The 22,331-nt window shown below is 63.8% G+C and carries 22 protein-coding genes; 9 read left to right on the forward strand and 13 right to left on the reverse strand.

Annotated features, from left to right (window positions below; genetic code table 11):
• Window positions 1-48 precede the first annotated feature (48 nt).
• Entirely contained in the window at window positions 49-285 is a 237-nt protein-coding gene (locus H165_RS0112360) for a glutaredoxin family protein (protein ID WP_017939245.1), read from the reverse strand.
• 226 nt (window positions 286-511) lie between these two features.
• Here H165_RS0112360 and H165_RS0112365 point away from each other — a divergent pair, with 226 nt between their 5' ends.
• The 9 genes from H165_RS0112365 to dacB all read left to right on the forward strand — a co-directional run bounded on the left by H165_RS0112365 (window position 512) and on the right by dacB (window position 9,578).
• A complete protein-coding gene (locus H165_RS0112365) occupies window positions 512-1,774 on the forward strand; it encodes an OprD family porin (protein ID WP_017939246.1) in 1,263 nt (420 codons plus the stop codon).
• 277 nt (window positions 1,775-2,051) lie between these two features.
• Window positions 2,052-2,366: an ElaB/YgaM/YqjD family protein gene (locus tag H165_RS0112370; protein ID WP_017939247.1), complete on the forward strand. Its 315-nt coding sequence runs from the start codon at window positions 2,052-2,054 to the stop codon at window positions 2,364-2,366.
• Window positions 2,367-2,368: 2 nt separating this feature from the next.
• On the forward strand, window positions 2,369-2,761 hold the full coding sequence (locus H165_RS0112375) for a phage holin family protein (protein ID WP_026146593.1): 393 nt from the start codon (window positions 2,369-2,371) through the stop codon (window positions 2,759-2,761).
• Window positions 2,758-3,105 carry a hypothetical protein gene (locus H165_RS0112380; RefSeq protein WP_017939249.1) on the forward strand — a complete coding sequence of 116 codons (348 nt, stop codon included), beginning with the start codon at window positions 2,758-2,760 and terminating at the stop codon, window positions 3,103-3,105. Before H165_RS0112375 ends, H165_RS0112380 begins: the two co-directional genes overlap by 4 nt.
• Window positions 3,106-3,243: 138 nt before the next feature.
• Window positions 3,244-4,416, forward strand: coding sequence for an EAL domain-containing protein (locus H165_RS0112385; RefSeq protein ID WP_017939250.1), 1,173 nt, complete (start codon window positions 3,244-3,246; stop codon window positions 4,414-4,416).
• Window positions 4,417-4,534: 118 nt separating this feature from the next.
• Window positions 4,535-5,467 (forward strand): DUF808 domain-containing protein, encoded by a 933-nt coding sequence (locus H165_RS0112390; protein WP_017939251.1) that lies wholly within the window; start codon window positions 4,535-4,537, stop codon window positions 5,465-5,467.
• 111 nt (window positions 5,468-5,578) lie between these two features.
• Complete coding sequence (locus H165_RS0112395; RefSeq protein ID WP_017939252.1) at window positions 5,579-6,910, forward strand: deoxyguanosinetriphosphate triphosphohydrolase; 1,332 nt, start codon at window positions 5,579-5,581, stop codon at window positions 6,908-6,910.
• Between the two features lie 19 nt (window positions 6,911-6,929).
• Complete coding sequence (locus tag H165_RS0112400) at window positions 6,930-7,991, forward strand: FUSC family protein (protein ID WP_026146594.1); 1,062 nt, start codon at window positions 6,930-6,932, stop codon at window positions 7,989-7,991.
• 117 nt (window positions 7,992-8,108) lie between these two features.
• A complete protein-coding gene (gene dacB, locus H165_RS0112405) occupies window positions 8,109-9,578 on the forward strand; it encodes a D-alanyl-D-alanine carboxypeptidase/D-alanyl-D-alanine endopeptidase (protein ID WP_017939254.1) in 1,470 nt (489 codons plus the stop codon).
• A 55-nt stretch (window positions 9,579-9,633) separates the two neighbouring features.
• Here the strand turns inward: dacB and H165_RS0112410 are convergent, their stop codons facing one another.
• The 12 genes from H165_RS0112410 to H165_RS19600 all read right to left on the reverse strand — a co-directional run bounded on the left by H165_RS0112410 (window position 9,634) and on the right by H165_RS19600 (window position 22,319).
• Window positions 9,634-10,431, reverse strand: a complete 798-nt coding sequence (locus tag H165_RS0112410; RefSeq protein ID WP_017939255.1) for an acyl-CoA thioesterase — start codon at window positions 10,429-10,431, stop codon at window positions 9,634-9,636.
• A 161-nt stretch (window positions 10,432-10,592) separates the two neighbouring features.
• Window positions 10,593-10,916: a ComEA family DNA-binding protein gene (locus H165_RS0112415; protein WP_017939256.1), complete on the reverse strand. Its 324-nt coding sequence runs from the start codon at window positions 10,914-10,916 to the stop codon at window positions 10,593-10,595.
• Between the two features lie 110 nt (window positions 10,917-11,026).
• Window positions 11,027-13,060, reverse strand: a complete 2,034-nt coding sequence (locus tag H165_RS18570) for a polysaccharide biosynthesis protein (protein ID WP_040640635.1) — start codon at window positions 13,058-13,060, stop codon at window positions 11,027-11,029.
• 107 nt (window positions 13,061-13,167) lie between these two features.
• Window positions 13,168-14,181, reverse strand: coding sequence for an MraY family glycosyltransferase (locus H165_RS0112425; protein WP_026146595.1), 1,014 nt, complete (start codon window positions 14,179-14,181; stop codon window positions 13,168-13,170).
• A 29-nt stretch (window positions 14,182-14,210) separates the two neighbouring features.
• Window positions 14,211-15,170 (reverse strand): NAD-dependent epimerase/dehydratase family protein, encoded by a 960-nt coding sequence (locus H165_RS0112430; RefSeq protein ID WP_017939259.1) that lies wholly within the window; start codon window positions 15,168-15,170, stop codon window positions 14,211-14,213.
• A gap of 36 nt (window positions 15,171-15,206) precedes the next feature.
• A complete protein-coding gene (locus H165_RS0112435; RefSeq protein ID WP_017939260.1) occupies window positions 15,207-16,439 on the reverse strand; it encodes an O-antigen ligase family protein in 1,233 nt (410 codons plus the stop codon).
• A gap of 44 nt (window positions 16,440-16,483) precedes the next feature.
• Window positions 16,484-17,869 (reverse strand): undecaprenyl-phosphate glucose phosphotransferase, encoded by a 1,386-nt coding sequence (locus H165_RS0112440; RefSeq protein ID WP_017939261.1) that lies wholly within the window; start codon window positions 17,867-17,869, stop codon window positions 16,484-16,486.
• A gap of 237 nt (window positions 17,870-18,106) precedes the next feature.
• Window positions 18,107-18,985, reverse strand: coding sequence for a dTDP-4-dehydrorhamnose reductase (gene rfbD / locus H165_RS0112445; RefSeq protein WP_017939262.1), 879 nt, complete (start codon window positions 18,983-18,985; stop codon window positions 18,107-18,109).
• Between the two features lie 2 nt (window positions 18,986-18,987).
• The gene (rfbC, locus tag H165_RS0112450) at window positions 18,988-19,530 is read right to left on the reverse strand and encodes a dTDP-4-dehydrorhamnose 3,5-epimerase (protein ID WP_017939263.1); all 543 of its coding nucleotides are present in this window, start codon (window positions 19,528-19,530) and stop codon (window positions 18,988-18,990) included.
• Window positions 19,531-19,601: 71 nt separating this feature from the next.
• The gene (gene rfbA / locus H165_RS0112455; RefSeq protein ID WP_017939264.1) at window positions 19,602-20,465 is read right to left on the reverse strand and encodes a glucose-1-phosphate thymidylyltransferase RfbA; all 864 of its coding nucleotides are present in this window, start codon (window positions 20,463-20,465) and stop codon (window positions 19,602-19,604) included.
• Entirely contained in the window at window positions 20,462-21,541 is a 1,080-nt protein-coding gene (gene rfbB, locus H165_RS0112460) for a dTDP-glucose 4,6-dehydratase (protein WP_017939265.1), read from the reverse strand. The genes rfbA and rfbB overlap by 4 nt, the downstream gene beginning before the upstream one ends.
• The gene (locus tag H165_RS19600) at window positions 21,531-22,319 is read right to left on the reverse strand and encodes a glycosyltransferase family 2 protein (protein ID WP_155943609.1); all 789 of its coding nucleotides are present in this window, start codon (window positions 22,317-22,319) and stop codon (window positions 21,531-21,533) included. The genes rfbB and H165_RS19600 overlap by 11 nt, the downstream gene beginning before the upstream one ends.
• Between the last annotated feature and the right edge of the window lie 12 nt (window positions 22,320-22,331).

Below are 22,331 nucleotides of genomic sequence, written 5' to 3' on the forward strand. Positions count from 1 at the left end.
GATTTTTCCGGACTGACCACGCCTCCCGGTCAGCCCGCATTCACCCCGTCAGCGCAGGAACTCCACCACCTGCTCGGCATCGAACGGCCAGTTCAACTCGGCCCCGGTGTCGCAGCGGCGCAGCACCGGAATCCGCAGGCCGTAGCGTTCGACCCACTCCTCGTGCTCGGCGATATCGATCAACTCGACCAGCAAGCCGTGCTCGACGAACGGCATGAGCAGCGCCTCGGCCACTTCGCAGAGATGACAACCCAGGGTGCCGAAGAGCTGGCATTCGGGAAGCATGGACGAACCTCGTGTGCGGAAAACTCGCAGTGTAACAAGCCCTCCGCCGGCAACCGAGCCTCTCCCGGGACAGCGCGACGGTCGGGTGACCAATTGCCGCGTTTCGTCCGGAAAATCCCTACCGACTAATGTCTAAAGGCCCGAACTTCACGGCATGTGCTTTAGTAAAGAAGTTGTAACAGTACGGTCACACACCGCCTGCCACATCCACGAGGAGACAACAATAATGAACAGCTCCCCTCTCGCCCGTGCCGTGGCCCTGGCCGCGCTGGGCGCTCTCACCCTTCCGGGGCTCGCCCAAGCGGAGTTCATCAAGGACAGCAAAGGCACGCTGGAACTGCGCAACTTCTACTTCAACCGCGACTTCCGCCAGGACGGCGCTCCACAGGCCAAGGCCGAGGAATGGGCTCAAGGCTTCCTGCTGCGCCTCGAGTCCGGCTACACCGAAGGCAGCATCGGCGTCGGGGTGGACGCCCTCGGCCTGCTCGGCGTCAAGCTCGACTCCAGCGCCGGCCGCAGCGGTACCGGCCTGCTCAAGCGCGACCGGGAAACCGGCGAAGCCCAGGACGAATACGGTGAGCTGGGCCTGACCGCCAAGCTGCGCGCCTCGAAGAGCACCCTGAAGATCGGCACCCTGCTGCCCAAACTGCCGGTGGTGCAGTACAACGATGCCCGCCTGCTGCCGCAGACCTTCAGCGGCGGCCACCTCAACTCCATGGAGATCGACGGCCTGACCCTCGACGCCGGCCGCCTGCGCCAGGTCAACCAGCGTGACTCCTCCGACTACGAAGACATGGTCATCACCGGTGGCGGTCAGCGTGGCATCAGCTTCGCCGACGGCACCACCGCGGACCACTTCGACTTCGCTGGCGCCACCTACAAGTGGAACGACCAACTGAGCACCAGCTACCACTTCGGCAAGCTGGACGAGTTCTACAAGCAGCATTACCTGAGCCTGGTCCACACCTGGCCGATCGCCGAGAAGCAGTCGCTGAAGTCGGACATCCGCTGGGCGCGCTCCACCGATGACGGCACCAGCAATGTCGACAACAAGGCGTTCAACGCCATGTTCACCTACAGCCTCGGCTCCCATGCCTTCGGCCTCGGCTTCCAGGACATGAGCGGCGACACCGGCTTCGCCTACATCAACGGCACCGACCCCTACCTGGTCAACTACATCCAGATCGGCGACTTCGCCAACAAGGACGAACGCTCCTGGCAGGCTCGCTACGACTACAACTTCGCCGCCCTGGGCATCCCCGGCCTGACCTTCATGACCCGCTACGTCACCGGCGACGACATCGACCGTGGCGCGGGCGTTTCCGAAGGCAAGGAATGGGAACGCAACACCGACATCGCCTACGTGTTCCAGGAAGGCCCGTTGAAGAACCTCGGCCTGCGCTGGCGCAACGCGACCTACCGCTCCAACTTCGGCAACGACCTGGACGAGAACCGCCTGATCGTCAGCTACACCGTGCCGCTGTGGTAAGCGCGTCACGCTGAAACACCGGGCGGTGCAAGGCCGCTCAGCGATGAACGCCGCGCTGCCGGTCAGGAGCGCGGCGTTCTTCTACCCGGAAGCAGGCGGCAAGAAGCCCCAAAACGACTCGCCGCGACAATCCGGCTCACCAGCCTGGGCCAGTGCCTGACAATCCACCGGCCCGGGCACGCCGGGGCCCCGCTCCCAGACCAGAAGTCATACTAGGAACCATTCGAAAGGCACTAGACTCATAACTTCATTCTTCAACCACAAGGAAGCTACCGCCATGCCTCGCAACACAGCGACATCCCAACAGGACGCGCTCCTGGCCGAATTCAAGGCTCTGGTCGCGGATACGGAAAAACTGCTGCAGGACACCGCCGAGCTGGCCGGTGCCGAAGCCGAGGCGATGCGCGCGCAGGTGCACGACAAGCTGAAGCGCGCCCGGGAAACCCTGCAGGGCGCCGAGCAGGCCATGCTGAGCCGCGGCCGGGAAGCGCTCGACAGCACCGAAGCCTACGTCGCCGAGCACCCCTGGCATGCCCTGGGCATCGCCGCCGGCGTCGGCTTCCTGTTGGGCCTGCTCAGCGCGCGGCGGTGACCATGAGCGACGCCATGGATACCTCCTCCAAGGAAGGCCAGGGCTCCTCGCCACGGCGCCTGGGGGCCGCCTTCCTGGGGCTGCTCGGCAACCACATCGAGCTGTTCGGCATCGAGCTGCAGGAACAGAAGGCCCGTACCCTGCGCCTGCTGCTGTTCGCCGGCTTCGCGCTGATCTTCGGCCTGCTGCTGATCGTCGGGCTGTCCGGGCTGCTGATCGTGACCCTCTGGGACACCCCCTACCGGGTCCCGGCGATGATCGGCCTGTGCCTGTTCTACGCCATCGCCGCCGCCTACTGTGCCCTGCGCCTGCGCGCCGCGGTGAACGACGAATCCTCCCCCTTCAGCGCCACCCTCGAGGAACTGGCACGCGACCGGGAGCACCTGCTGCCATGAACCTGCCCGAACTGCCTCCGAACGCCAGTCGCCGCGACATGCGCAAGGCCATCCTGCGCCTGCGCATGGAAATGCACCGCCAGGAGATCCGTCACGAGTCGCAGCAACTGCTGCAGCCCCTGCGCAGAGCCCGTGGCTTCACCAGCAACCTGTCCGGCACCCTGGGGCTCGATCGCGCACCAGCATGGGGCATTGCCGCACTGGCCGCGCTGGGATTCCTGACCGGCAGACGCCGGGGACTGTTGCGCCTGATCCGCCTAGGCACCCTGCTCTATCCCGTGCTGAGCCTGGCCCTGCGCCGTTCTTCCAGCCCAACTGACGGCAAACCGCCGGCTTCTTCCTGACAGCTGGCCGCAATCTTGCTAAGTGCTTGAGCCGTCGAGCGATTTCGACGGTCTCGAGCCAGCAGTTTCGACCCGCGCCCAGATGACGGGCTGGAACTGCCCGGCACGGGGACACTCACCCAGCCCAAGGATGCCGCCGTGATAGATGGGCAGCCCGTTGTCTGCTTCCAGCCCTTCATCGATACCGCCACCGGCCTGATCGCCGGGGTCGAGGCCCTCGGTCGGATTCGCCTGCCCGATGGCCAACTACTCTCCGTCGGCCCGCTGTTCGCCGATCCCAAGATCCCCGTCGGTGCCCTGCGCCGCCTGGACCGGCAGATCCGCGAGGAGGCCCTGCGTCGCCTGCACGAAGCGCCGGCCGACTGGTTCCTGAGCCTGAACATCTCGCCACGCTGGATCGGCCGCCTGCGCCCCCAGCAGCCACTGCCGAGCCTCAAGCAGCTGAAACGCACCGAGGTGGCGGCGCAGCGGGTGGTCTTCGAGATCACCGAGCTGAGCGGCGGCAGTCAGCGCCTGCCTGAGGTGGTCGAGCGCTACCGCGAGGTCGGCGCGCGTGTTGCCATCGACGATTTCGGCGCCGGCTATTCGCAGCTCGACCGCGTGCTGGCCCTGCAGCCGGACATCCTCAAGCTGGACATGCGCCTGTTCCAGGCCGCGGCCCGGGGCGGGCCGAGCAGCGAAGTGGTGCGGGCCCTGGCGCAGATGGCGGAAAAGACCGGCTGCTGGATCATCGCCGAAGGCGTGGAAACCGAGGCCGAGCTGGACTTCGCCCTGGAATGCGGCGCCCGCTACGTACAGGGCTACCTGTTCGCCAGACCCGAGCTGGAGTTCTTCCCGGCCGACACCTTCGTCGAATGCTTCTCGAGGCTGCGCGAGCGCTACGTGCAACGCAAGCTCGCCGAGCGCACCCGGCTGCTGCACCTGCGTCGGCAACTGGCGGAGCTGATGAGCCAGCTCAGGATCTGGGTCGAACGGGGCTACCGGCACGAGGAACTGCCGGCGCCGAACCAGTACCCCTGGCTGCTGCGCATCTACCAGTGCGACCGCAGCGGCACCCAGATCACTCCCAACCTGGACCGGCGCGACGGCAGCTGGCAGGAGGACTACCGCTACCTCGGGCACAACTGGTCGTGGCGGCCCTACTTCTACCAACTGCTCGCCGAGAGCCGCGAGGAACGCCGCCTGATCCTCTCCAGCACCTATCGCGACGCCACCAGCAACCAGTACTGCATGACCGCCGGACAGTTCATCGACGAGGGCCGGCGCCTGCTGCTCATCGACATCGAGGCGGCCGGACTGCAAGGTGCCTAGGGCTACGCGCCGGTCGGCGCGCGGGAGTCTTGTCGGGTTTTCCTCATCCGCTCATTTACTTTTCGGGCGCCATCCCCAACGCTTGCAGGACATCGTCCCAGGCAAGTAAGGAAGCCCGATGGCCGGAACCAGTCTGCTCGCACTGCTCGACGACATCGCCAGCGTGCTCGACGATGTCTCGCTGATGACCAAGATGGCGGCGAAGAAGACCGCCGGGGTGCTCGGCGACGACCTGGCGCTGAACGCCCAGCAGGTGGTCGGCGTCAGGGCCGACCGCGAACTGCCGGTGGTCTGGGCGGTTGCCAAGGGGTCGCTGCGCAACAAGCTGATCCTGGTGCCAGCCGCCCTGCTGATCAGCGCCCTCGCCCCCTGGGCGGTAACGCCGCTGCTGATGCTCGGCGGCGCCTTTCTCTGCTACGAAGGCTTCGAGAAGCTCGCCCACCGCTTCCTGCACTCCGCGGAAGAGGATGCCCGCGAGCATGCCGAGCTGCTCGCCGCGCTCAGCGACCCGCAGGCGGATCTGCTGGCCCTGGAGAAGGCCAAGATCGCCGGCGCGGTACGCACCGACCTCATCCTCTCCGCGGAGATCATCGCCATCACCCTGGGCGCGGTGGCCGGCGCGCCCTTCCCGCAGCAGGTGCTGGTGCTCGCCGGCATCGCCCTGCTGATGACCGGCGGGGTCTACGGACTGGTCGCCGGCATCGTCAAGCTGGACGACGCCGGGCTCTACCTGAGCCGCCAGGGTGGCGTGCTGCGCGCCCTCGGCCAGGGCATCCTGAGCGCCGCCCCCTATCTGATGAAAAGCCTCTCGGTGCTCGGTACCATCGCCATGTTCATGGTCGGCGGGGGCATCATCGTCCACGGCCTGCCGGTCCTGCATCACGACATCGAGGACCTGGCTCGGGCGACCGGCGAACTCGGCGGCCTCGGCCCGGCACTGGAGTGGCTCACCCCTGGAGTGCTCGGCGCCGTCGTCGGCGTCCTGGCCGGCGCCCTGGCACTCAGCCTGGTGACCCTGGCCGGCAAGCTGTACCGGGCGGTGAGGGACTAGGAGGGATGTCCCGGCAGGGGCAGGCTACCCTTCTTCAGGACGCCCGCAGCATCAGGCTTCAAATGGAACGGCCCGGTATCGGACCAGGCCACTGACTGGCGAGGACAAGCCTTGGATTGGCATACCCTGCTCACCCGCGAACGGCTCGGCAAACCGGTGCACAGCACCGAGGAGCTGGGGCGAAGCCCCTTCCACAAGGACCACGACCGCATCATCTTCTCCGGCGCCTTCCGCCGTCTGGGCCGCAAGACCCAGGTGCATCCGGTCACCAGCAACGACCACATCCACACCCGTCTGACCCACTCCCTGGAGGTGGGCTGCGTCGGCCGCTCCCTGGGCATGAGGGTCGGCGAGATGCTCCGCGACACCCTGCCCGACTGGTGTAGCCCGGGCGACCTCGGCGTGGTGGTGCAGTCCGCCTGCCTGGCCCACGACATCGGCAATCCGCCGTTCGGGCATTCCGGCGAAGACGCCATCCGCTACTGGTTCCAGCAAGCCGCCGACCGCGGCTGGCTGGACGCCATGAGCGACGACGAGCGCGCCGACTTCCTCAACTTCGAAGGCAACGCCCAGGGCCTGCGGGTGCTCACCCAGCTGGAATACCACCAGTTCGACGGCGGCATGCGCCTGACCTACGCCACCCTCGGCGCCTACCTCAAGTACCCCTGGAGCTCCCGCCACGCCCAGGCGCTGGGCTACAAGAAGCACAAGTTCGGCGCCTACCGCAGCGAGCTGCCGCTGCTCGAGCAGATCGCCGGCAGACTCGGCCTGCCGCCGCTGGAGGAGGAGCGCTGGGCGCGGCATCCGCTGGTCTACCTGATGGAGGCGGCGGATGACATCTGCTACGGCCTGATCGATCTGGAAGACGGCCTGGAGATGGAGCTGCTCGACTACCAGGAGGTGGAGGCGCTGCTGCTCGACCTGGTGGGCGACGACCTGCCGGAAACCTACCGCCAGCTCGGTCCGCGCGACTCGCGGCGGCGCAAGCTGGCGATCCTCCGCGGCAAGGCCATCGAGCACCTGACCAACGCCGCCGCGCGGGCCTTCGTCGATCAGCAGCCGGCCCTGCTCGCCGGCACCCTGAGCGGCGACCTGGTCGAGCACATGCACGGCCCGGCCAAGCGCTGCGTGCTGGGCGCCAAGGCCATCGCCCGGGAGAAGATCTTCCAGGACAAGCGCAAGACCCTCCACGAGATCGGCGCCTACACCACCCTGGAAATCCTCCTCAACGCCTTCTGCGGCGCGGCCCTGGAGCAGTACGGCGGACGCACGCCGTCCTTCAAGCACAGGCGCATCCTCGACCTGCTCGGTAACAACGCCCCGGCGCCGGAATGGCCGCTGCACCAGGCGTTCCTGCGGGTGATCGACTTCATCGCCGGAATGACCGACAGCTACGCCACCGAGATGGCCCGGGAGATGACCGGCCGTTCAAGCGCGGGCTGATCCCGACGGGGCTGCGAACATGCGATCTTTCCCGTACCGGATCTTTCGCTGGCATGCCGGCTCGCCCGCCTGGGGAGCCGGTGTGGTGGCCACGCTCGGCTGCGCCCTGCCGCTGTCGCTAGGGCTGACCACCGGACACAGCGGCTTCCTGGTGGCGGCCTACGGCGCCTTCCAGGCTTCCCAGGCCGATCCCCTGCAGCGCTTCGGCATGCTGCGCATGCTGCTGCTCACAGGCCTGGGCGCGCTGAGCGCCGGCCTCGGCTACTGGAGCGGCAGCCATCCACTGCTCAGCCTCGGCCTGTTCGCCGTCTTCGGACTGCTTCTCGCCTGGCTGCAGCGCTTCGGCAACGAGGCCGGCAAGCTGGGCGTCGGCCTGGCGATCTGCCTGGTGCTCGGACAAAGCCAGTACGGCACCGGCCAGCTGCACAACCCCGCGGCAGTGGGTACGCTGTTCATCCTCGGCGCACTCTGGGTGATGCTGCTGGCCTTCGGCCTGCGCGGCGCTCACGGTCTGCGCATGTGGCCACGCATGCCGCGCCTGCCCGGCCTGCTGCGGGCGCTACGCCGACATGCCCGGAGGCTGCCGCGCCGCCAGTGGCTGCTGCACGCCCTGGGCTGCAGCCTGGCCCTGGCACTGGCCGGCCTGGCGATCACGCTCGGCCAGCTGGCGCACGGCTACTGGCTGTCCCTGCTGGTGATCTGCAGCCTGCAGATCGAGCTGCAGGACAGCCTGGTCCACACCCTGCAGGCCAGCATGGCCGGCCTGTGCGGGGCGCTGCTGTCGATCCTGCTCGGCTACGGCCTGCAGAGCCCGGCGCAGATGGTCGCGACCCTGTTGCCGCTGATCTTCTTCTGCCGCACCTTCCAGGCCCATCGCTACGGCCTGTTCGTCCTGCAGTGCACGCTGTGCTTCGTGCTGCTCTCGGAAAGCCTCGCCGTGGACTGGGACCAACCGCAGGCCCGCCTGTTCAACAGCCTGCTAGGCGTCACCCTGGCGATGCTGGTCGCCCTGCTGATGCACGGCCTGCGCCAGCACCTCGGCCGGGCGGGACTGCCCGTCTCGAAGTCCGAGCAGTCGTGAACTTGCGACGGGGCAATGCCGGCGGGCTTGGGGCATAATGCGAACGAATTCACATCCTTGTAACCGCATCCTCATTCGTCACCTACTCGAACGCACGAGCGAAGGCTTACTACTTCCATGATCCAGATGCTTCGACGCTTCGCCCTCGTGGGCCTGCTGCTGCCTCTTGCCCTGCCCGTTACCGCCAGTCCCGTGAACACCGCCCTGCCGGCCAGCATCCAGAAGGCCCTGCAGAAGAGCAAGATCAACAGCCACTCGCTGGCGGTAGCGACCCTGCCGCTCACCGGCCCCGGCACCCCAACCCTGGTCAATGCCGACGTGTCGATGAACCCGGCATCCACCATGAAGCTGGTCACCACCTACGCAGCCCTGGAGCTGCTCGGTCCCGCCTACCAGTGGAAGACCGAGTTCTATGCCGACGGCCCGCTGAAGGACGGCGTGCTGAATGGCAACCTCTACCTCAAGGGCGGCGGCGATCCCAAGCTGAACCTGGAGAAGCTCTGGCTGATGATGCGCGACCTGCGCGCCAACGGCGTGCAGAGGATCACCGGCGACCTGGTGCTGGACCGCAGCCACTTCATCCAGCCGCAGCTGCCGATGTTCAACGACGACGGCGGCGACCCGCACCGCCCCTTCCTGGTCACCCCAGACTCCCTGCTCGTCAACCTCAAGGCCGTGCGCCTGGTCACCCGTACCGCGGACGGCAAGGTCAGCGTGTTCATGGATCCGCCGCTGACCAACGTGACCATCGACAACCAGATCAAGGCGCTGCCCGCCGCCAAGTGTCCGGGCTGGCCGGACGTGCGCTTCAACCCGGTGAACAACGCCGACGGCTCGGGCGCCACCCTGGTGGTCACCGGCAAGCTGCCGGAAGGCTGCAGCGCGCAGACCTATATCTCACTGCTCGACCACCCCGCCTACGCCGCCGGTGCCGTGCGGGCGATCTGGCAGGAGCTGGGCGGCAGCATCCAGGGCGGCGACAGGGTCGCCGAGGTGCCGAAGAACGCCCGCCTGCTGGCCCGCACCTTCTCGCCGGACCTGGCGGAGATCATCCGCGACATCAACAAGTACAGTAACAACACCATGTGCCGGCAGCTGTTCCTCAGCCTCGGCGCCCAGTTCCGCACCTCTGCCGATGCCGACGACGCCAAGGCCGCCCAGCGGGTGATCCGCCAGTGGCTGGCCCGCAAGGGCATCACCGCACCGCATCTGGTGATGGAGAACGGCTCCGGGCTGTCCCGCGCCGAACGGATCAGCGCCCGGGAAATGCTCACCCTGCTGCAGAGCGCCTGGCACAGCCCCTATGCCGCGGAATTCATCAGCTCCCTGCCGCTGGTGGCGACCGACGGCACCATGCGCAAGCGCCTGGCGCGCACCCCGCTGGCCGGTCAGGCCCATATCAAGACCGGCACGCTGAATACCGTGCGCGCCATCGCCGGCTACAGCCGCGACGTCAACGGCCACACCTGGGCCGTGGTGGCCATCCTCAACGACCAGCGGCCCTGGGGCGCGACCTCCATCCTCGACCAGGTGCTGGTCGAGCTTTACCGCCAGCCGAAACTGGCCAGCACCACGGTCCAGCGCTGACGAAAAAGCCCCTCATCCATTCGGGTGAGGGGCTTGCTTGGTCCGCCTCTCGCGATCAGCCAAAAACCGTCGCCACCTGTCGACTGAGCGCCATCAGCTCGCCGTCCGGACTCCACAGCCGGGCAGCGATATGGCCGTAACCGTCGCGGGAGTGCTCAACCTCCGCCAGATACTGGAACCAGTCACGAGTGGTCGCGCGGGGAACCGGCTGGACGAACTCGATGGTCCAGGTCAGCGAACTGCCCGGCGCCGGCCGGCGCAGGTACGGCAGGGTCGCCGGCGGCCAAGCGTCGACCAGCGCCAGCAGGTCCGACTCGTCCACCGGCCGTTCCCCGGCTTCGGTACGGAAACCCACCCAGCCGCCCATCCGCCGCCGCGGCGTATTGGTGAAGGGCATGCCGCCGACAGCCCAGCGCATGGCCAGGTGCTGGGTGAAGTCCGGGGTCACTCCCTTCACATAGGGCAGCTCCATGGCCTCCGCGGCGGATTTCATCTCCGGCGCCGGCTCCGCATCGACGCGGATCAGCGAATCCCGTGAAGCGCCGAAGCTACCCTGCACCAGGGTCACCACCTGGCCCTGCTGGAGTGCGCGACCGGATACCTGGCTCACCGACTTGCCCTCGCGCAGTACCTCGACCTCGAAATCCACCGGCGTCTCCAGCGCCATGGGTCCAACGAAGGTGATCGCCAGCGAGCGCACCGGCCGGTCAGCCGGCACCCGGGCACGCATCGCCTCGTAGACCAGCGCCGCCGCCAGCCCGCCAAATGCCGCTCTTCCCTGCCCCCAACCGTCCGGCACCACCATACCGTTGGGACTGGTTCGCACCTTCTGCAGCAATTCGGAAAAGTTCATCTTGACCTCGGTCTGACAGGAGTCGGTGATCTTAACGGATCGGAAAAAGGCCAAGGATAGGCAATGCGGATGGCGATCACGCCAACCCTTAGGGTGGAATGCCGGACTACCCAGCAAAGAGGCCGGTCATTCGACCGGCCTCGGAACGGCGCATCCCGCGATCAGTTGACGGTCAGCTTCTCGCGGTTCTTTTCCAGCGTAGCCGGGCCGATGCCCTTCACTTCCAGCAGTTCGTCCACGCTGGCGAAGGGACCGTTGGCCTCGCGATACTCGACGATCGCCCTGGCCTTCACCGCGCCGATGCCATTCAGCTCACGCTGCAGGGTGTCGGCATCGGCGGTGTTGAGGTTCACCTTGCCTACCGCCTCCACCTGGGCAGCCGCCGGCTTGGCAGCAGCCTCCTTCGCCGGCTCCGCCGCGGAAACCCCCACGGAAAGACCGGCCAGCAGGACGAACAGCAGGGAAAAGATGCGCAGGTTACGCATGGGACAACTCTCCTTGTCATGGATGGAAAAAACGCACTCCAATCTCTCGAGTGCGACTTCCAATCTAGATGGGGACATTTCCCAGTCAAGCCGATCGCCCGTGATGATTTTCACAGTATCGGCAAGCGTGCCTTTTCGCTCTGCGCAGCTTTCTCGCCACGGTCCCGGTGCAGCCAGTCGACGATCTCCCCCTGCGGCTGATAACCGTCCACGGTTTCCTTCAGCAGCTGGCGCAACGCCGGGTAATCGTCCGCCTCCAGCAGCTCCAGCACGCGGGCCAGCACAGCCTTGAAGGCCTCCCAAGGCAGATGAGCCTCACGGGCCCGCATGATCATCGGATGTTCGGTGGTACCGACGTTGTCACCGATCAGCAGCTCCTCGAAAAGCTTCTCGCCCGGCCGCAGGCCGATGAACTCGATGGCGATGTCGCCGTGAGGATTCCTCTCCGAGCGCACGCTGAATCCGTAGAAACGGATCATCCGCTCGGCAAGATCGACGATTCGTACCGGCCGGCCCATGTCCAGAACGAACACTTCCCCGCCCTGTCCCATGGCCCCGGCCTGAATCACCAGCTGGGCCGCCTCGGGAATGGTCATGAAGTAGCGGGTGATGTCCGGGTGGGTGACCGTCACCGGCCCGCCCCTGAAGATCTGTTCCCGGAACAGCGGAATCACCGACCCCGACGAACCCAGCACATTGCCGAAGCGCACCACCGCGAAGCGGGTCTTGTTGACATGGCACAGCCCATCATCCTGGAACAGCACCGGAGCAGGCTCGTGACTCAGGGCCTGCAGCAGCATTTCCGCCAGGCGCTTGCTGCAGCCCATCACGTTGGTGGGGCGCACCGCCTTGTCGGTGGAGACCAGCACGAAGTTGTCCACCCCGCCCCGGATGGCCGCCTGGGCGACCTGCAGGGTTCCCATCACGTTGTTGAGCATGCCCTCGGCCACGTTGTGCTCGACGATGGGCACATGCTTGTAGGCTGCAGCGTGGTAGATGGTATTCACCTGCCAGGTGCGAATCAGATCGTACATCCGCTTGCCGCTGCGTACCGTGCCAAGGATCGGCACCAGTTGCACGGCCAACCCTTCGCATTCGATTCGCTGGACGAGATCGGCATGGATGCTGTACAGGTTGAACTCGCTCTGGTCCAGCAGCAGCAGGGTTTTGGGGCCGGCGGCAAGAATCTGCCGGCACAGCTCGCTGCCGATCGATCCCCCTGCCCCAGTGACCATCACCACGCGCCCGCGAATGCAGCGCTCGAGCAGATCCGTCCTCGGCGGGACCACATCCCGTCCCAGCAGGTCGGCGATATCCACGTCCTGGACCTCATCGACGCGTACCCGCCCGCTGGCCAGCGCCGACAGGTCCGGGACCGTCCGCACGCGCAGGGGCAGGCCTTCGAGCATCTCGAGGATCTCCCGGCGGCGCGCCCGGGAGGCCGAGGGAATCGCCAGGAGGATCTCCTGGGCGCCGGTCCGCTCGATCATCCTCAGGATGTGGGCGGGCTTGTAGACCACCAGCCCCGATATCATCCGGTAGGCCAGGCCCGGGTCGTCGTCGATGAAGGCCACCGGCCGCATCGACCGCCCCGAACGCAGGGCCGCCACCAGTTGGTTGCCCGCCCGGCCGGCCCCGTAGATGGCCACCTTGCGCAGTCCTTCGTCCTGCCGGCTGGCGATGAAGGGAAACTGCTGGCTGGCCACATACCAGTCGCCCATGAAGTACTGGCGCATGGCCAGACGCAACCCGCCGATCAGCATCAGGGAAAGCCACCAGTAATTGAAGATCAGCGAGCGAGGCACGATCACCGGCGTATGACCATAGAGGTAGAGCAGCAGGGTGAGCACCAGAACGGAGAGCGTGACCGCCTTGAAGATGGCCAGCAGGGCATCGTTGCCGAAATAGCGCATGACGGCCCTGTACATGCCGAGACGGATGAAGATCGGAATGGAAACCAGCGGAGCGATGGCGAACAGCCAGAAATGATCGCCGAACGGATCGATCCGGCTGTCGAAGCCCAGACGGAGGACGAATGCCCCCCACAGAGCCAGCCAGATCAGCATCACATCCGTGACGACTTGCAGCAGACGCTTACGATGACGAGGCAACCCCAGGAGAGCGGAACGCAGTGAGTCGAGCACTTTTGTTATTACCCACTTGAGTCAGCCGCCATTCTGCCCCGAATCGGCCGCAAAAATCACCTCAAGCAGCCAATATCGTCAGCACCCGCTTCAGTGCCGAAGCGCGGTCACTCCTCATCCGCGCCCGCCTGAAACCACCAGGCCAGCCCCCCCAGCGGCAGGTAGGCCAGCAACACGCCCAAGGTCCCCGGCATGCCGCCCGAGCCCACCCACAGGGCCATGGGCAGCAGCCAGAACAGATTGATGGCCCCCACGGCCAGCGTTACCGGCAGATGTCCGCCGAAGCGCCGGGAGGCTACCTGGTAGGCATGGCTGCGATGCGCCTGGTGCAGCTTCTCCCCTCGGAGCAGACGACGCAGCAGGGTCCAAGTGGCATCCACGATGAACACCCCGAGCAGGATCAGCCAGCTCCAGAACAGTTCGGGAGCAGCCCATGCGGCCTGCAGCGACAGCCCGCCAAGGACGATGCCGAGAAAGCCACTGCCCACATCCCCCATGAAGATCCGGGCCGGCGGCCAGTTCCAGCCCAGGAAGCCTGCAACGGCACAAGCCAGAACCAGGAGCACGATCATGTGCCCGCCCTGGCCGACCACCCAATACAGCAGGGCGCCGCCCAGGCAGACGGAAATGGCCTCCACCGCAGCGATGCCATCCAGACCATCCATGAAGTTGTAGAGATTCAGGAGCCAGACCAGGTAGAGAAGCCCCAGGCCGGCACCAAGCCAGCCGGCCTCCAGGCCGATGCCGAATATCTCCAGCGCCGGCAGTCCACCAAGCCAGCCCAGCATCCAGGCCGCACAGACGGCATGCACCAGGAGCCGCCACCTTACCGGCAGCGAAACATGGTCATCGAGAAAGCCGATGCCGGCCACTCCGACTCCGGCCCCCAGCAGGGCCCACAGGTGGGACCAGGGCAATGCGTCGGCGAGATAGAGCAGCGGCAATGCGGCAACAAAGCTGAGGACTATCGCCACGCCACCGCCGCGCGGCGTCGGCACCGAGTGGGAACTGCGGCTGTTGGGAACATCCAGCAGTTGCTGCGCCCTGGCGTAATGCAGCAGCGCGGCTGTCAGCCCGAACGACAGTCCTGCCACGACAGGCAACAGCCACCACAACTCCATCCCGCCCCCGGCAATCCTTGAGGTTCACGTCATCGAGCAAGTCGATGGGCTTCGGCCGTCCGCCGCAATGCCTCATCGACACACACTGGCGGAGACCATCCTAGCAAGTCGCATGTCTCGCCGATATCCACCTGGAGATGGCCGCACAGCCGCCGGGCCAGGGCCTCGCGACCCAGCAGGGAAGCCCCCGCCTCCAGCCAGCGCGGGGGGACCGGCAGCAGCCTTGCCGGTCGCCCCATGGCCAGCCCCAGTCGGCGCAGCAACTCGGGAGTGGAAAGGTCCTCCCCGTCGCTGACCAGCAGAGCCTTTCCCACCGCAGCCGGATGCTCGATGCAGAGAAGGACGAGATCGACGAGATTATCCAGCGCCACCAGACTGCGGCGGTTATGGATCGACGCCAGAGGCAGCGGCACGCCTCTGCCCAGCCAGTCCATCATCGCCTTGAAGTTGGCCCCGACGCCCGGGCCGTAAACCAGGGGCGAGCGGATGATCACCAGCTCCATGCCGCTTTCCGCCGCCAGGGCCCGCAGCGCCTGCTCGGCTTCCATCTTGGAGATGGCATAGGCATCGGCAGGCGCATAGGCATCCCCTGCCCTGAAGGGGGAGCCCGGCAGGCTGCTTTCGCCATGCACCTTCACCGAGCTCAGGAAGACGAACCGCCTGACGCCCTGCTCCGCCGCCTGCCGGGCCAGGCGCGCAGTGCCCGCAACGTTGACCTCGCGAAATGCATCGAGCGGCCTTGGTTCCCGCTCCCTCAGCACATGCACACGGGCCGCGCAATGAATGACGACCTCGACCTGCTGCAACGCAGATCTCCAGTCCGTGGCCGGCCCCAGACTCCCCACCGAGACAGAACGCACCCGGGAATCCGCTGCCGCTCCGTCTGCGGAACGGCCTGCCAGGACCAGCTCATGACCGGTCCCGGTGCGAATCGCGTCAGCCAGCGCCGAGCCGATGAAGCCGGTCCCCCCCGTCAGGAGAATGCGCATGGAGCGTCCATCACCCGTCGGCCTATTGCGAACCGGCTAGGCATCCGCAGCTCTGGATTTGGACGCGGGCACAGCCAGCAAGATAGCCAGAGGAAGCCAGAACACCGTCCAGTAGCCTCCCGGGCGAACGAAGATGCGCTCCACGTCGGTCAGCATGGCAATCAATGCAAATACGAACGCCGGAAAAGCCAGACGCACCCACGGGTCATCCCGCAGCGTCCACACCTTCCAGAACACGCCCAACAGGCCGGCGACCATCAGGGCCAGGGCGACCAGGCCGCTATCGTAGATCAACTGCAGGAACAGACTGTGGGCGTGGTAGACCTTGAAGCCTCCAGAAAACTCAAACACGAACGGTGTGCCCAGACCGTGACCGAACAACCAGTGCCCGGACATTACACCATCAAAAAAGTACTCCCAGATTTGCTCTCGACCACTCAACGGATTGTGCTGAAACTGAGAGGTCAGGCTGCCCCACCACATCAACAAGACGAGCAGGAAACAGCAGCCCCCGACACCCAGCAACACCCAGCCCCGCACGGAGCGCTGCATGAACACCGCCGCAATGGCGCATCCCAGCAAACCGAACCATGCGCCACGGGTATAGGTGAGCAGCACATAAAGAGCCAGCGCCGAAAATACGGCCAGCCAGAATATGGCCATTCGAGCAGGCGTTCTCCTATCCAGGAATGCCCCCAGCGCCCAGGCGGCTATGGCTCCGTGGAAGATGCCCGCGACGACCGGATGATCATAATTGGCGAAGTTGCCAATCCCCAGTCGATCGATGCGAAACGCCCGATAGGCCAAAGGCTTCTCAAGCCACACGAACTGGTACAGCAAGCTGGCCAGGGCTCCCAGGGCAACCACTGCAACCCCCAGCAGGAGCGCCTTGCGCGTGAAGGCGGCATCCCTCCTAAGCAGGCAGTGGATGGCCAACAGGAACAGGGCGATCGGAATGCTACGCTTTGCCCAATCCCATGGCTCCTCCGCGCTTCCCCAAAGCGTGCTGAGCGCCATCCACAGCAGCAGAAGCAGCCAGGAAAAGTACTGCCAGCTCGGCCAGGCCGCCCGACCGGTGAACAGCAGGCGTCCCCCGTAAATCACGGCCGGCAGCAGCAGCCACAAATAGACCTGTGCATTGCGCGCACTGCCAGACTCGAAAAAAACATACCCAGCTATCTGGATGAACAGTCCCAGCCCCATCACCCACAGCAGCCAACGCTCCTTATCGGCCATGACAGAGGCCAGCTGCTTGATTTGAGCACCCACCTATTTCTCCCCATTCACTTGCAAAAGCGCGAACAGCAAGGGACTCAGTAAGCGTTCTTGCCAACGAAGCCCTTGAAAACCGTCAGGAAAATGATCTTCAGATCGAGCCAGAGCGACCAGTTGTCGATGTACCAGAGGTCGTACTCCACGCGCTTCTGCATCTTCTCCAGGGTGTCCGTTTCGCCGCGATAACCGTTCACCTGAGCCCAGCCGGTAATGCCCGGCTTGACCTTGTGACGCTGCATGTAGGACTCGACGAGATCCTTGTAATACTCGTTGTGGGCAAGGGCATGGGGCCGTGGCCCGACAATGGACATTCGCCCCTGCAGGACATTGAAGAACTGGGGCAGCTCATCCAGGCTGGTACGCCGCAGGAAAGCGCCCAGGCGTGTCACGCGGGGGTCGTTTCTCGAAGCCTGGGTAACCGCACCATCCGTTTCTTGGTGCACCACCATGGAGCGGAACTTGTACACCTTGAACTTCTTGCCGTTGATCCCCGTCCGGTATTGCTTGAATACCACCGGCCCTGGAGAGGAGAGCTTGATGGCAATGGCTATGCCCAGGCACAACGGCAGGATCAGCAGGGAAATCAGCCCGCCGATGAGCAGATCTTCCAGGCGCTTGATGATCCGCGCCGGACCATCCATGGGGCTGCAACTGAGGTCGAGAGCATAAAGACCGGCGATCTTGCTGACCTTGTGGTTGAGGAGAGGAATCCCGGCCAGATCGGGGAAGTAACGCACTTCGACGGGGTGGTGGCGCAGGGCATACAGCACCTGCCCAATCGCATCTCCATCCTTGAGCGGCAGGCACAACCAGACCTCATGGACACCCGCATCGACCACTTCCCGGACCAGGGCATCGGCCCATTCCGTACCGCGCTCGAACGGAAGGCATTTCGCTACGCGAAAGCCGTACTGGCTGAGGCCCCGCCCCTGACTCAGAGAGTCCGCGAGCACCCCGCCCTCCCCTACGAGCAGGACGCTCTTGAGATTGCGCCCCCGAGTCCGTACCGCGCGCAGAAAGAAGAAACCTCCCAGGCGCACCGCCGTACAGAGCCCTATGCCGATACAGATGGTCGAACCGAGCCAGATCCGCGAATAGTTCGCGGACACCTTGAGGAAGAAGGACAACGCAAGGACGACACCGATTGCGATGATCCAGGCCCCATAGACCAGGCCCAGCTGACGCAGGAAGAAGCGCCCCCGCCAGGAGCCGTAGACTCCCAGCATGATGGAGCACATCACGACGGTCACGGAGGTCAGCAGGGTCGCACTGGCGTACCGCCCCGTCATCTCCCAACCCCCGAAGCGCAGGTAGTAGGCGAGATAGGCTGCGCCGATGACCATCAACAGATCGAGCAAGGCAGCAAACAGCGAGACAGGGTAGCGCTCAGCGAAGGTGGGTTCGTAATGAGTGGATTGTGGCATTCCCGCGCTAAGCTCCTGAAACTCAACGGTAACTCGTAACAAAGTTGCACATCCTAGCACGCTTCCCCATCTCTCACGGAAAGAACCCGCGCTAATCCTCCCCCAGCCCCAGGATGGGCGGGCCATGAACAGCAGATCGATGAAGGATCGTCCCTGCCCATGCAATGAATGGCCAGATGCCATGAAGAGCACAGGCTAGCCGTACTCGGGCGCGGCGGGGCAACTCCGGAAGCCTCGCTAGCCTGCAAGCTCTTCCAGCACCCGCCGCAAACCTTCGCGCCAGTCGGGCTGCCCGATGCCATGGTCTGCTTCAAGCCGGCTACAGCTCAGTACCGACCAGGCCGGGCGCCGTGCCGGCGTCGGATAGTCGCTGGTGGAAATGGCGTCTACCCGCGGCAACCGCTCCAACAGCCCCATTTGTCCGGCCTGGCGGAATATCTCCACCGCGAAGTCGTGCCAGGAGCATGCCGGCGCGCCACTGAAATGGTAGATGCCCCACTGCAGATTGCCTTGGGAGCGATAAGAAGAGGCCAGTTGCCAGAGCGCATCTGCAATGCTGTCCGCCGGAGTCGGCCCACCATGCTGGTCCGCGACCACCCCCAGCTTGTCGCGTTCGCGCCCAAGCCGCAGCATGGTCTTCACGAAGTTGTTGCCATGCGCGCCAAATACCCAGCTGGTGCGCAGAACCAAATGGCGGGGATGAATCTCGGCCAGCACCTGCTCCCCTGCCAGCTTGCTGGCGCCATAGACACCACTGGGCGCGGTTGGGTCGGTCTCCAGGTACGGCTGCTGCGCATCCCCGGCGAACACATAGTCGGTGGAAATATGCAGGATCGGAGCCCCGATTTCCGCCGCGGCCCTAGCCAGGTTGGCCACGCCATCCCGGTTCACCCGGTAGGCCTGCCCGGGTTCGCTTTCTGCCTTGTCCACGGCAGTGTAAGCCGCCGCGTTGATGATCAGCCGTGGCCGTAACTGCCGGAGGGTGGATTCGACCGAACCAGCATCGCCGATATCCAGCTCCGACGACCCCAGCCCCATGACCTCGAAACCGGACGGAGCCCGTCGCAACAGCTCATGACCGACCTGACCGCGAGCCCCGGTGATCAGAACCCGCATGCTCACTTCTCCTTGCCCAGCAATTGGCGCAGGGTCGGATTGCGCAGATCCTTTTCCGATAGTTGCGGAGCCTCGATAGGCCAAGGGATGTTCACGTCAGGATCGTTCCAGATCAGGCCACCCTCGTCCTCGGGGAAGTACAGGTCCGTGCACTTGTACTGGAAATCGGCGACCTCGCTGAGCACGCAGAAGCCATGGGCATAGCCCGGCGGGATCCACAGCTGGCGATGGTTCTCGTCCGTCAGCTCGACCCCTACGAATCTCCCGCAGGTCGGCGATGCCGGATCGATATCCACGGCCACGTCGTACACCGCGCCGCGGCTTACGCTCACCAGCTTGCCCTGTGGCCGGGTGCGCTGAAAATGCAGCCCCCGGAGCACACCACGCCGCGAGCGGGAATGATTGTCCTGCACGAAGGGAAGATCGATGCCAGCCTGCCGATAGCGCTCGATCTGGAAGGTTTCGAGGAAGAACCCACGGTGATCGCCGAAAACCTTCGGCTCGATGATCAATACGCCAGGCAGCTCAGTTTCGATGACGTTCATAACTCGGAAGCACAAAGAGATAGAAAGAAAAAGCACCGGCCGGAAAGACCGGTGCAATATGCATGCTTGGCCTACACCAGCAAACGCTTCAGGTACTGGCCGTAGCCCGTCTTGCCGAGCATCTCAGCCTGGCGTGCCAGCTCCTCACGGCTGAGCCAGCCCTGATGGAAGGCGATTTCCTCCAGACAGGCGACCTTCAAGCCCTGTCGTGCCTCGATGGTCTGCACGAAGTGGCTGGCCTCCATCAGGGAATCGTGCGTCCCGGTATCCAGCCAGGCAAAACCGCGCCCCAACAGGCTCACATGCAGCTCGCCGCGCTGGAGATAGGCGTTGTTCACGTCGGTGATTTCCAGCTCGCCACGGGCAGACGGTTTCACCTGCCTGGCGATCTCCACCACCGAGTTGTCGTAGAAATACAGCCCGGTAACCGCATAGTTCGATTTCGGCCGGGCAGGCTTCTCCTCGATGGAAATCGCCTTGCCGTTGGCATCGAACTCCACCACACCGAAGCGCTCGGGATCGTTCACGTGATAGCCGAATACCGTGGCGCCCTTCTCCCGGGCTGCAGCCTCGCGCAGCATCGCGCTGAAACCGTAACCGTAGAAGATGTTGTCCCCCAGAATCAGGCAGACGCTGCTGTCGCCAATGAACTCTTCCCCGATCAGGAAGGCCTGGGCCAGGCCATCGGGCGATGGCTGCTCCGCATAGGAAAGGGAAATGCCGAAATCCGAACCATCCCCCAGCAGCTTGCGGAAGTTGGGCAGATCGTCAGGCGTGGAGATGACCAGTATCTCCCGAATGCCGGCCAGCATCAGCACCGACAGCGGGTAATAGATCATCGGCTTGTCGTAGATCGGCAGCAGTTGCTTGGATACGCCTCGGGTAATGGGATGCAGCCGCGTACCTGATCCCCCGGCCAGAATGATCCCCTTCATGCCTTGTCTCCCAAACGTGCAAGCCGATAGCTACCATCCAGTACCCGCTCCCACCACTGGCGGTTGTCCAGGTACCAACGGACCGTCTTGCGTATCCCACTCTCGAAGGTTTCCTGCGGCTTCCAGCCCAGCTCGCGAGCGATTTTCGAAGCATCGATGGCATAGCGCCGGTCATGCCCTGGCCGATCCTTCACGAAAGTGATCAGCTCTCTATACGAACGCTTCTGTCCGCCATCGTTCCAGGGGTGCATCTCGTCCAGAAGATCACAGATGGTCTCGACCACCTCGAGATTACGCTTCTCGTTGTGCCCGCCGATGTTGTAGGTCTCCCCCACCTTGCCCCGGGTAACCACCTCGACCAGCGCTCGGGCATGGTCCTCCACATAGAGCCAGTCGCGAATCTGCGAACCGTCGCCATACACAGGCAGAGGCTTGCCGTGCAGGGCATTGAGGATCATGTGCGGGATCAGCTTCTCGGGAAAGTGGTAGGGACCGTAGTTGTTGGAGCAGTTCGTTACGATGGCCGGCAGCCCATAGGTTCGATGCCAGGCGCGTACCAGGTGATCCGAGCTGGCCTTTGAGGCCGAATAGGGAGAACTGGGAGCGTATGGGGTGGTCTCGGTGAATAGATCGTCCGTGCCCTCCAGATCCCCATATACCTCATCGGTGGAAATATGATGGAAACGGAAGGCCGCCTTCGCTTCGCCCTCCAGAGTATTCCAATAGCGCCGCGCAGCCTCCAGCAACGTGTAGGTGCCAACGATATTGGTCTGAATAAAGTCAGCAGGCCCATCGATGGAGCGATCCACGTGGGACTCGGCTGCCAAGTGCATCACCGCCGTCGGCTGGAATTCGCCAAAGGCCTTATCCAGTGCAACTGCATCGCAAATGTCTACCTGATAGAAGCGGTACCTGGGCGAATTGGCAATGGAGGATAGCGACTCGAGATTTCCTGCATAGGTGAGCTTGTCAAGGTTGGCAACCTCGTGGCAGGTGTTTTCGATCAGATGGCGAATGACAGCCGAGCCGATGAAGCCGGCGCCGCCGGTGACGAGCACCTTTTTATTATCCAACATAATATTTTAGCGCATCAATTAAATGTATTCTTAGCGGCCGACTTTTAATTATTGCCAAAAGCCCCCCCTCACTGCATCTACGCCCATCCGCAAACACAGTACATCTTGGATCATATATAACTTCCCCACCATACTCATAAGCCTTCTTACATATCTCTATATCCGCCATAAATAGGTAGTATTTTTTATTTAGACCACCTACAGCATCCCAGTACGATTTCCTAATTAATACACAAGAAGACTGAATCCAAGGAACAGCTTGCCTTCTAGATAAGTCGAAATCATCCAGAAGATATTTTGAAACGCTTTTTGCCCCCCAAGATGTTTTCCCAAGGACTGTTCTTTTGGAAGCAAGAGCAAAAAGCGACGGATAGCCTCTAACTATTCGAGGCATGCTGCCATCATCATTTATTTGCGCCGGCCCTACAATGTAGCAGGCCGGATCCTCAAAATTACTATAAAGGCCGTATAATACACCCCGATCCTTAATTAGAATATCTGGATTCAGAAGAAGTATGGCATCTGCATCCGGCACACGCTTAGCAGCAAAATTAACCGCTGCGACATAGCCTATATTTCTCGGAGACTCCACCACCTCCACATTACAACCTTTAACCCCCTTCAGCACCGCAAAGTTGTCTGCGCAGCAGGAGTTATCAATTATAGTTATAGTTATTTTTATTCCTTTCAAATCCTGCTCTTCAAGCAAACGAACTGACTCTACCACCCTAGGCGCCTTGAAATAATCAACAATAATTATGTGGACAATACCATTCATACGAGACCATCA

The organism is Pseudomonas thermotolerans DSM 14292 (assembly GCF_000364625.1).
Lineage (GTDB): Bacteria > Pseudomonadota > Gammaproteobacteria > Pseudomonadales > Pseudomonadaceae > Aquipseudomonas > Aquipseudomonas thermotolerans.

Bases quoted from the DNA above. Each gene is read 5' to 3' on its own strand.
- H165_RS0112440 (WP_017939261.1), bottom strand. From the start codon at position 17,869: ATGCCACAATCCACTCATTACGAACCCACCTTCGCTGAGCGCTACCCT.
- H165_RS0112390 (WP_017939251.1), top strand. From the start codon at position 4,535: ATGGCCGGAACCAGTCTGCTCGCACTGCTCGACGACATCGCCAGCGTG.
- H165_RS0112370 (WP_017939247.1), top strand. From the start codon at position 2,052: ATGCCTCGCAACACAGCGACATCCCAACAGGACGCGCTCCTGGCCGAA.
- H165_RS0112400 (WP_026146594.1), top strand. From the start codon at position 6,930: ATGCGATCTTTCCCGTACCGGATCTTTCGCTGGCATGCCGGCTCGCCC.
- H165_RS19600 (WP_155943609.1), bottom strand. From the start codon at position 22,319: ATGAATGGTATTGTCCACATAATTATTGTTGATTATTTCAAGGCGCCT.
- H165_RS0112365 (WP_017939246.1), top strand. From the start codon at position 512: ATGAACAGCTCCCCTCTCGCCCGTGCCGTGGCCCTGGCCGCGCTGGGC.
- dacB (WP_017939254.1), top strand. From the start codon at position 8,109: ATGATCCAGATGCTTCGACGCTTCGCCCTCGTGGGCCTGCTGCTGCCT.
- H165_RS0112415 (WP_017939256.1), bottom strand. From the start codon at position 10,916: ATGCGTAACCTGCGCATCTTTTCCCTGCTGTTCGTCCTGCTGGCCGGT.
- H165_RS0112360 (WP_017939245.1), bottom strand. From the start codon at position 285: ATGCTTCCCGAATGCCAGCTCTTCGGCACCCTGGGTTGTCATCTCTGC.
- H165_RS0112410 (WP_017939255.1), bottom strand. From the start codon at position 10,431: ATGAACTTTTCCGAATTGCTGCAGAAGGTGCGAACCAGTCCCAACGGT.
- H165_RS0112425 (WP_026146595.1), bottom strand. From the start codon at position 14,181: ATGGAGTTGTGGTGGCTGTTGCCTGTCGTGGCAGGACTGTCGTTCGGG.
- rfbB (WP_017939265.1), bottom strand. From the start codon at position 21,541: ATGTTGGATAATAAAAAGGTGCTCGTCACCGGCGGCGCCGGCTTCATC.
- rfbC (WP_017939263.1), bottom strand. From the start codon at position 19,530: ATGAACGTCATCGAAACTGAGCTGCCTGGCGTATTGATCATCGAGCCG.
- H165_RS0112380 (WP_017939249.1), top strand. From the start codon at position 2,758: ATGAACCTGCCCGAACTGCCTCCGAACGCCAGTCGCCGCGACATGCGC.
- rfbA (WP_017939264.1), bottom strand. From the start codon at position 20,465: ATGAAGGGGATCATTCTGGCCGGGGGATCAGGTACGCGGCTGCATCCC.
- H165_RS0112430 (WP_017939259.1), bottom strand. From the start codon at position 15,170: ATGCGCATTCTCCTGACGGGGGGGACCGGCTTCATCGGCTCGGCGCTG.
- rfbD (WP_017939262.1), bottom strand. From the start codon at position 18,985: ATGCGGGTTCTGATCACCGGGGCTCGCGGTCAGGTCGGTCATGAGCTG.
- H165_RS0112375 (WP_026146593.1), top strand. From the start codon at position 2,369: ATGAGCGACGCCATGGATACCTCCTCCAAGGAAGGCCAGGGCTCCTCG.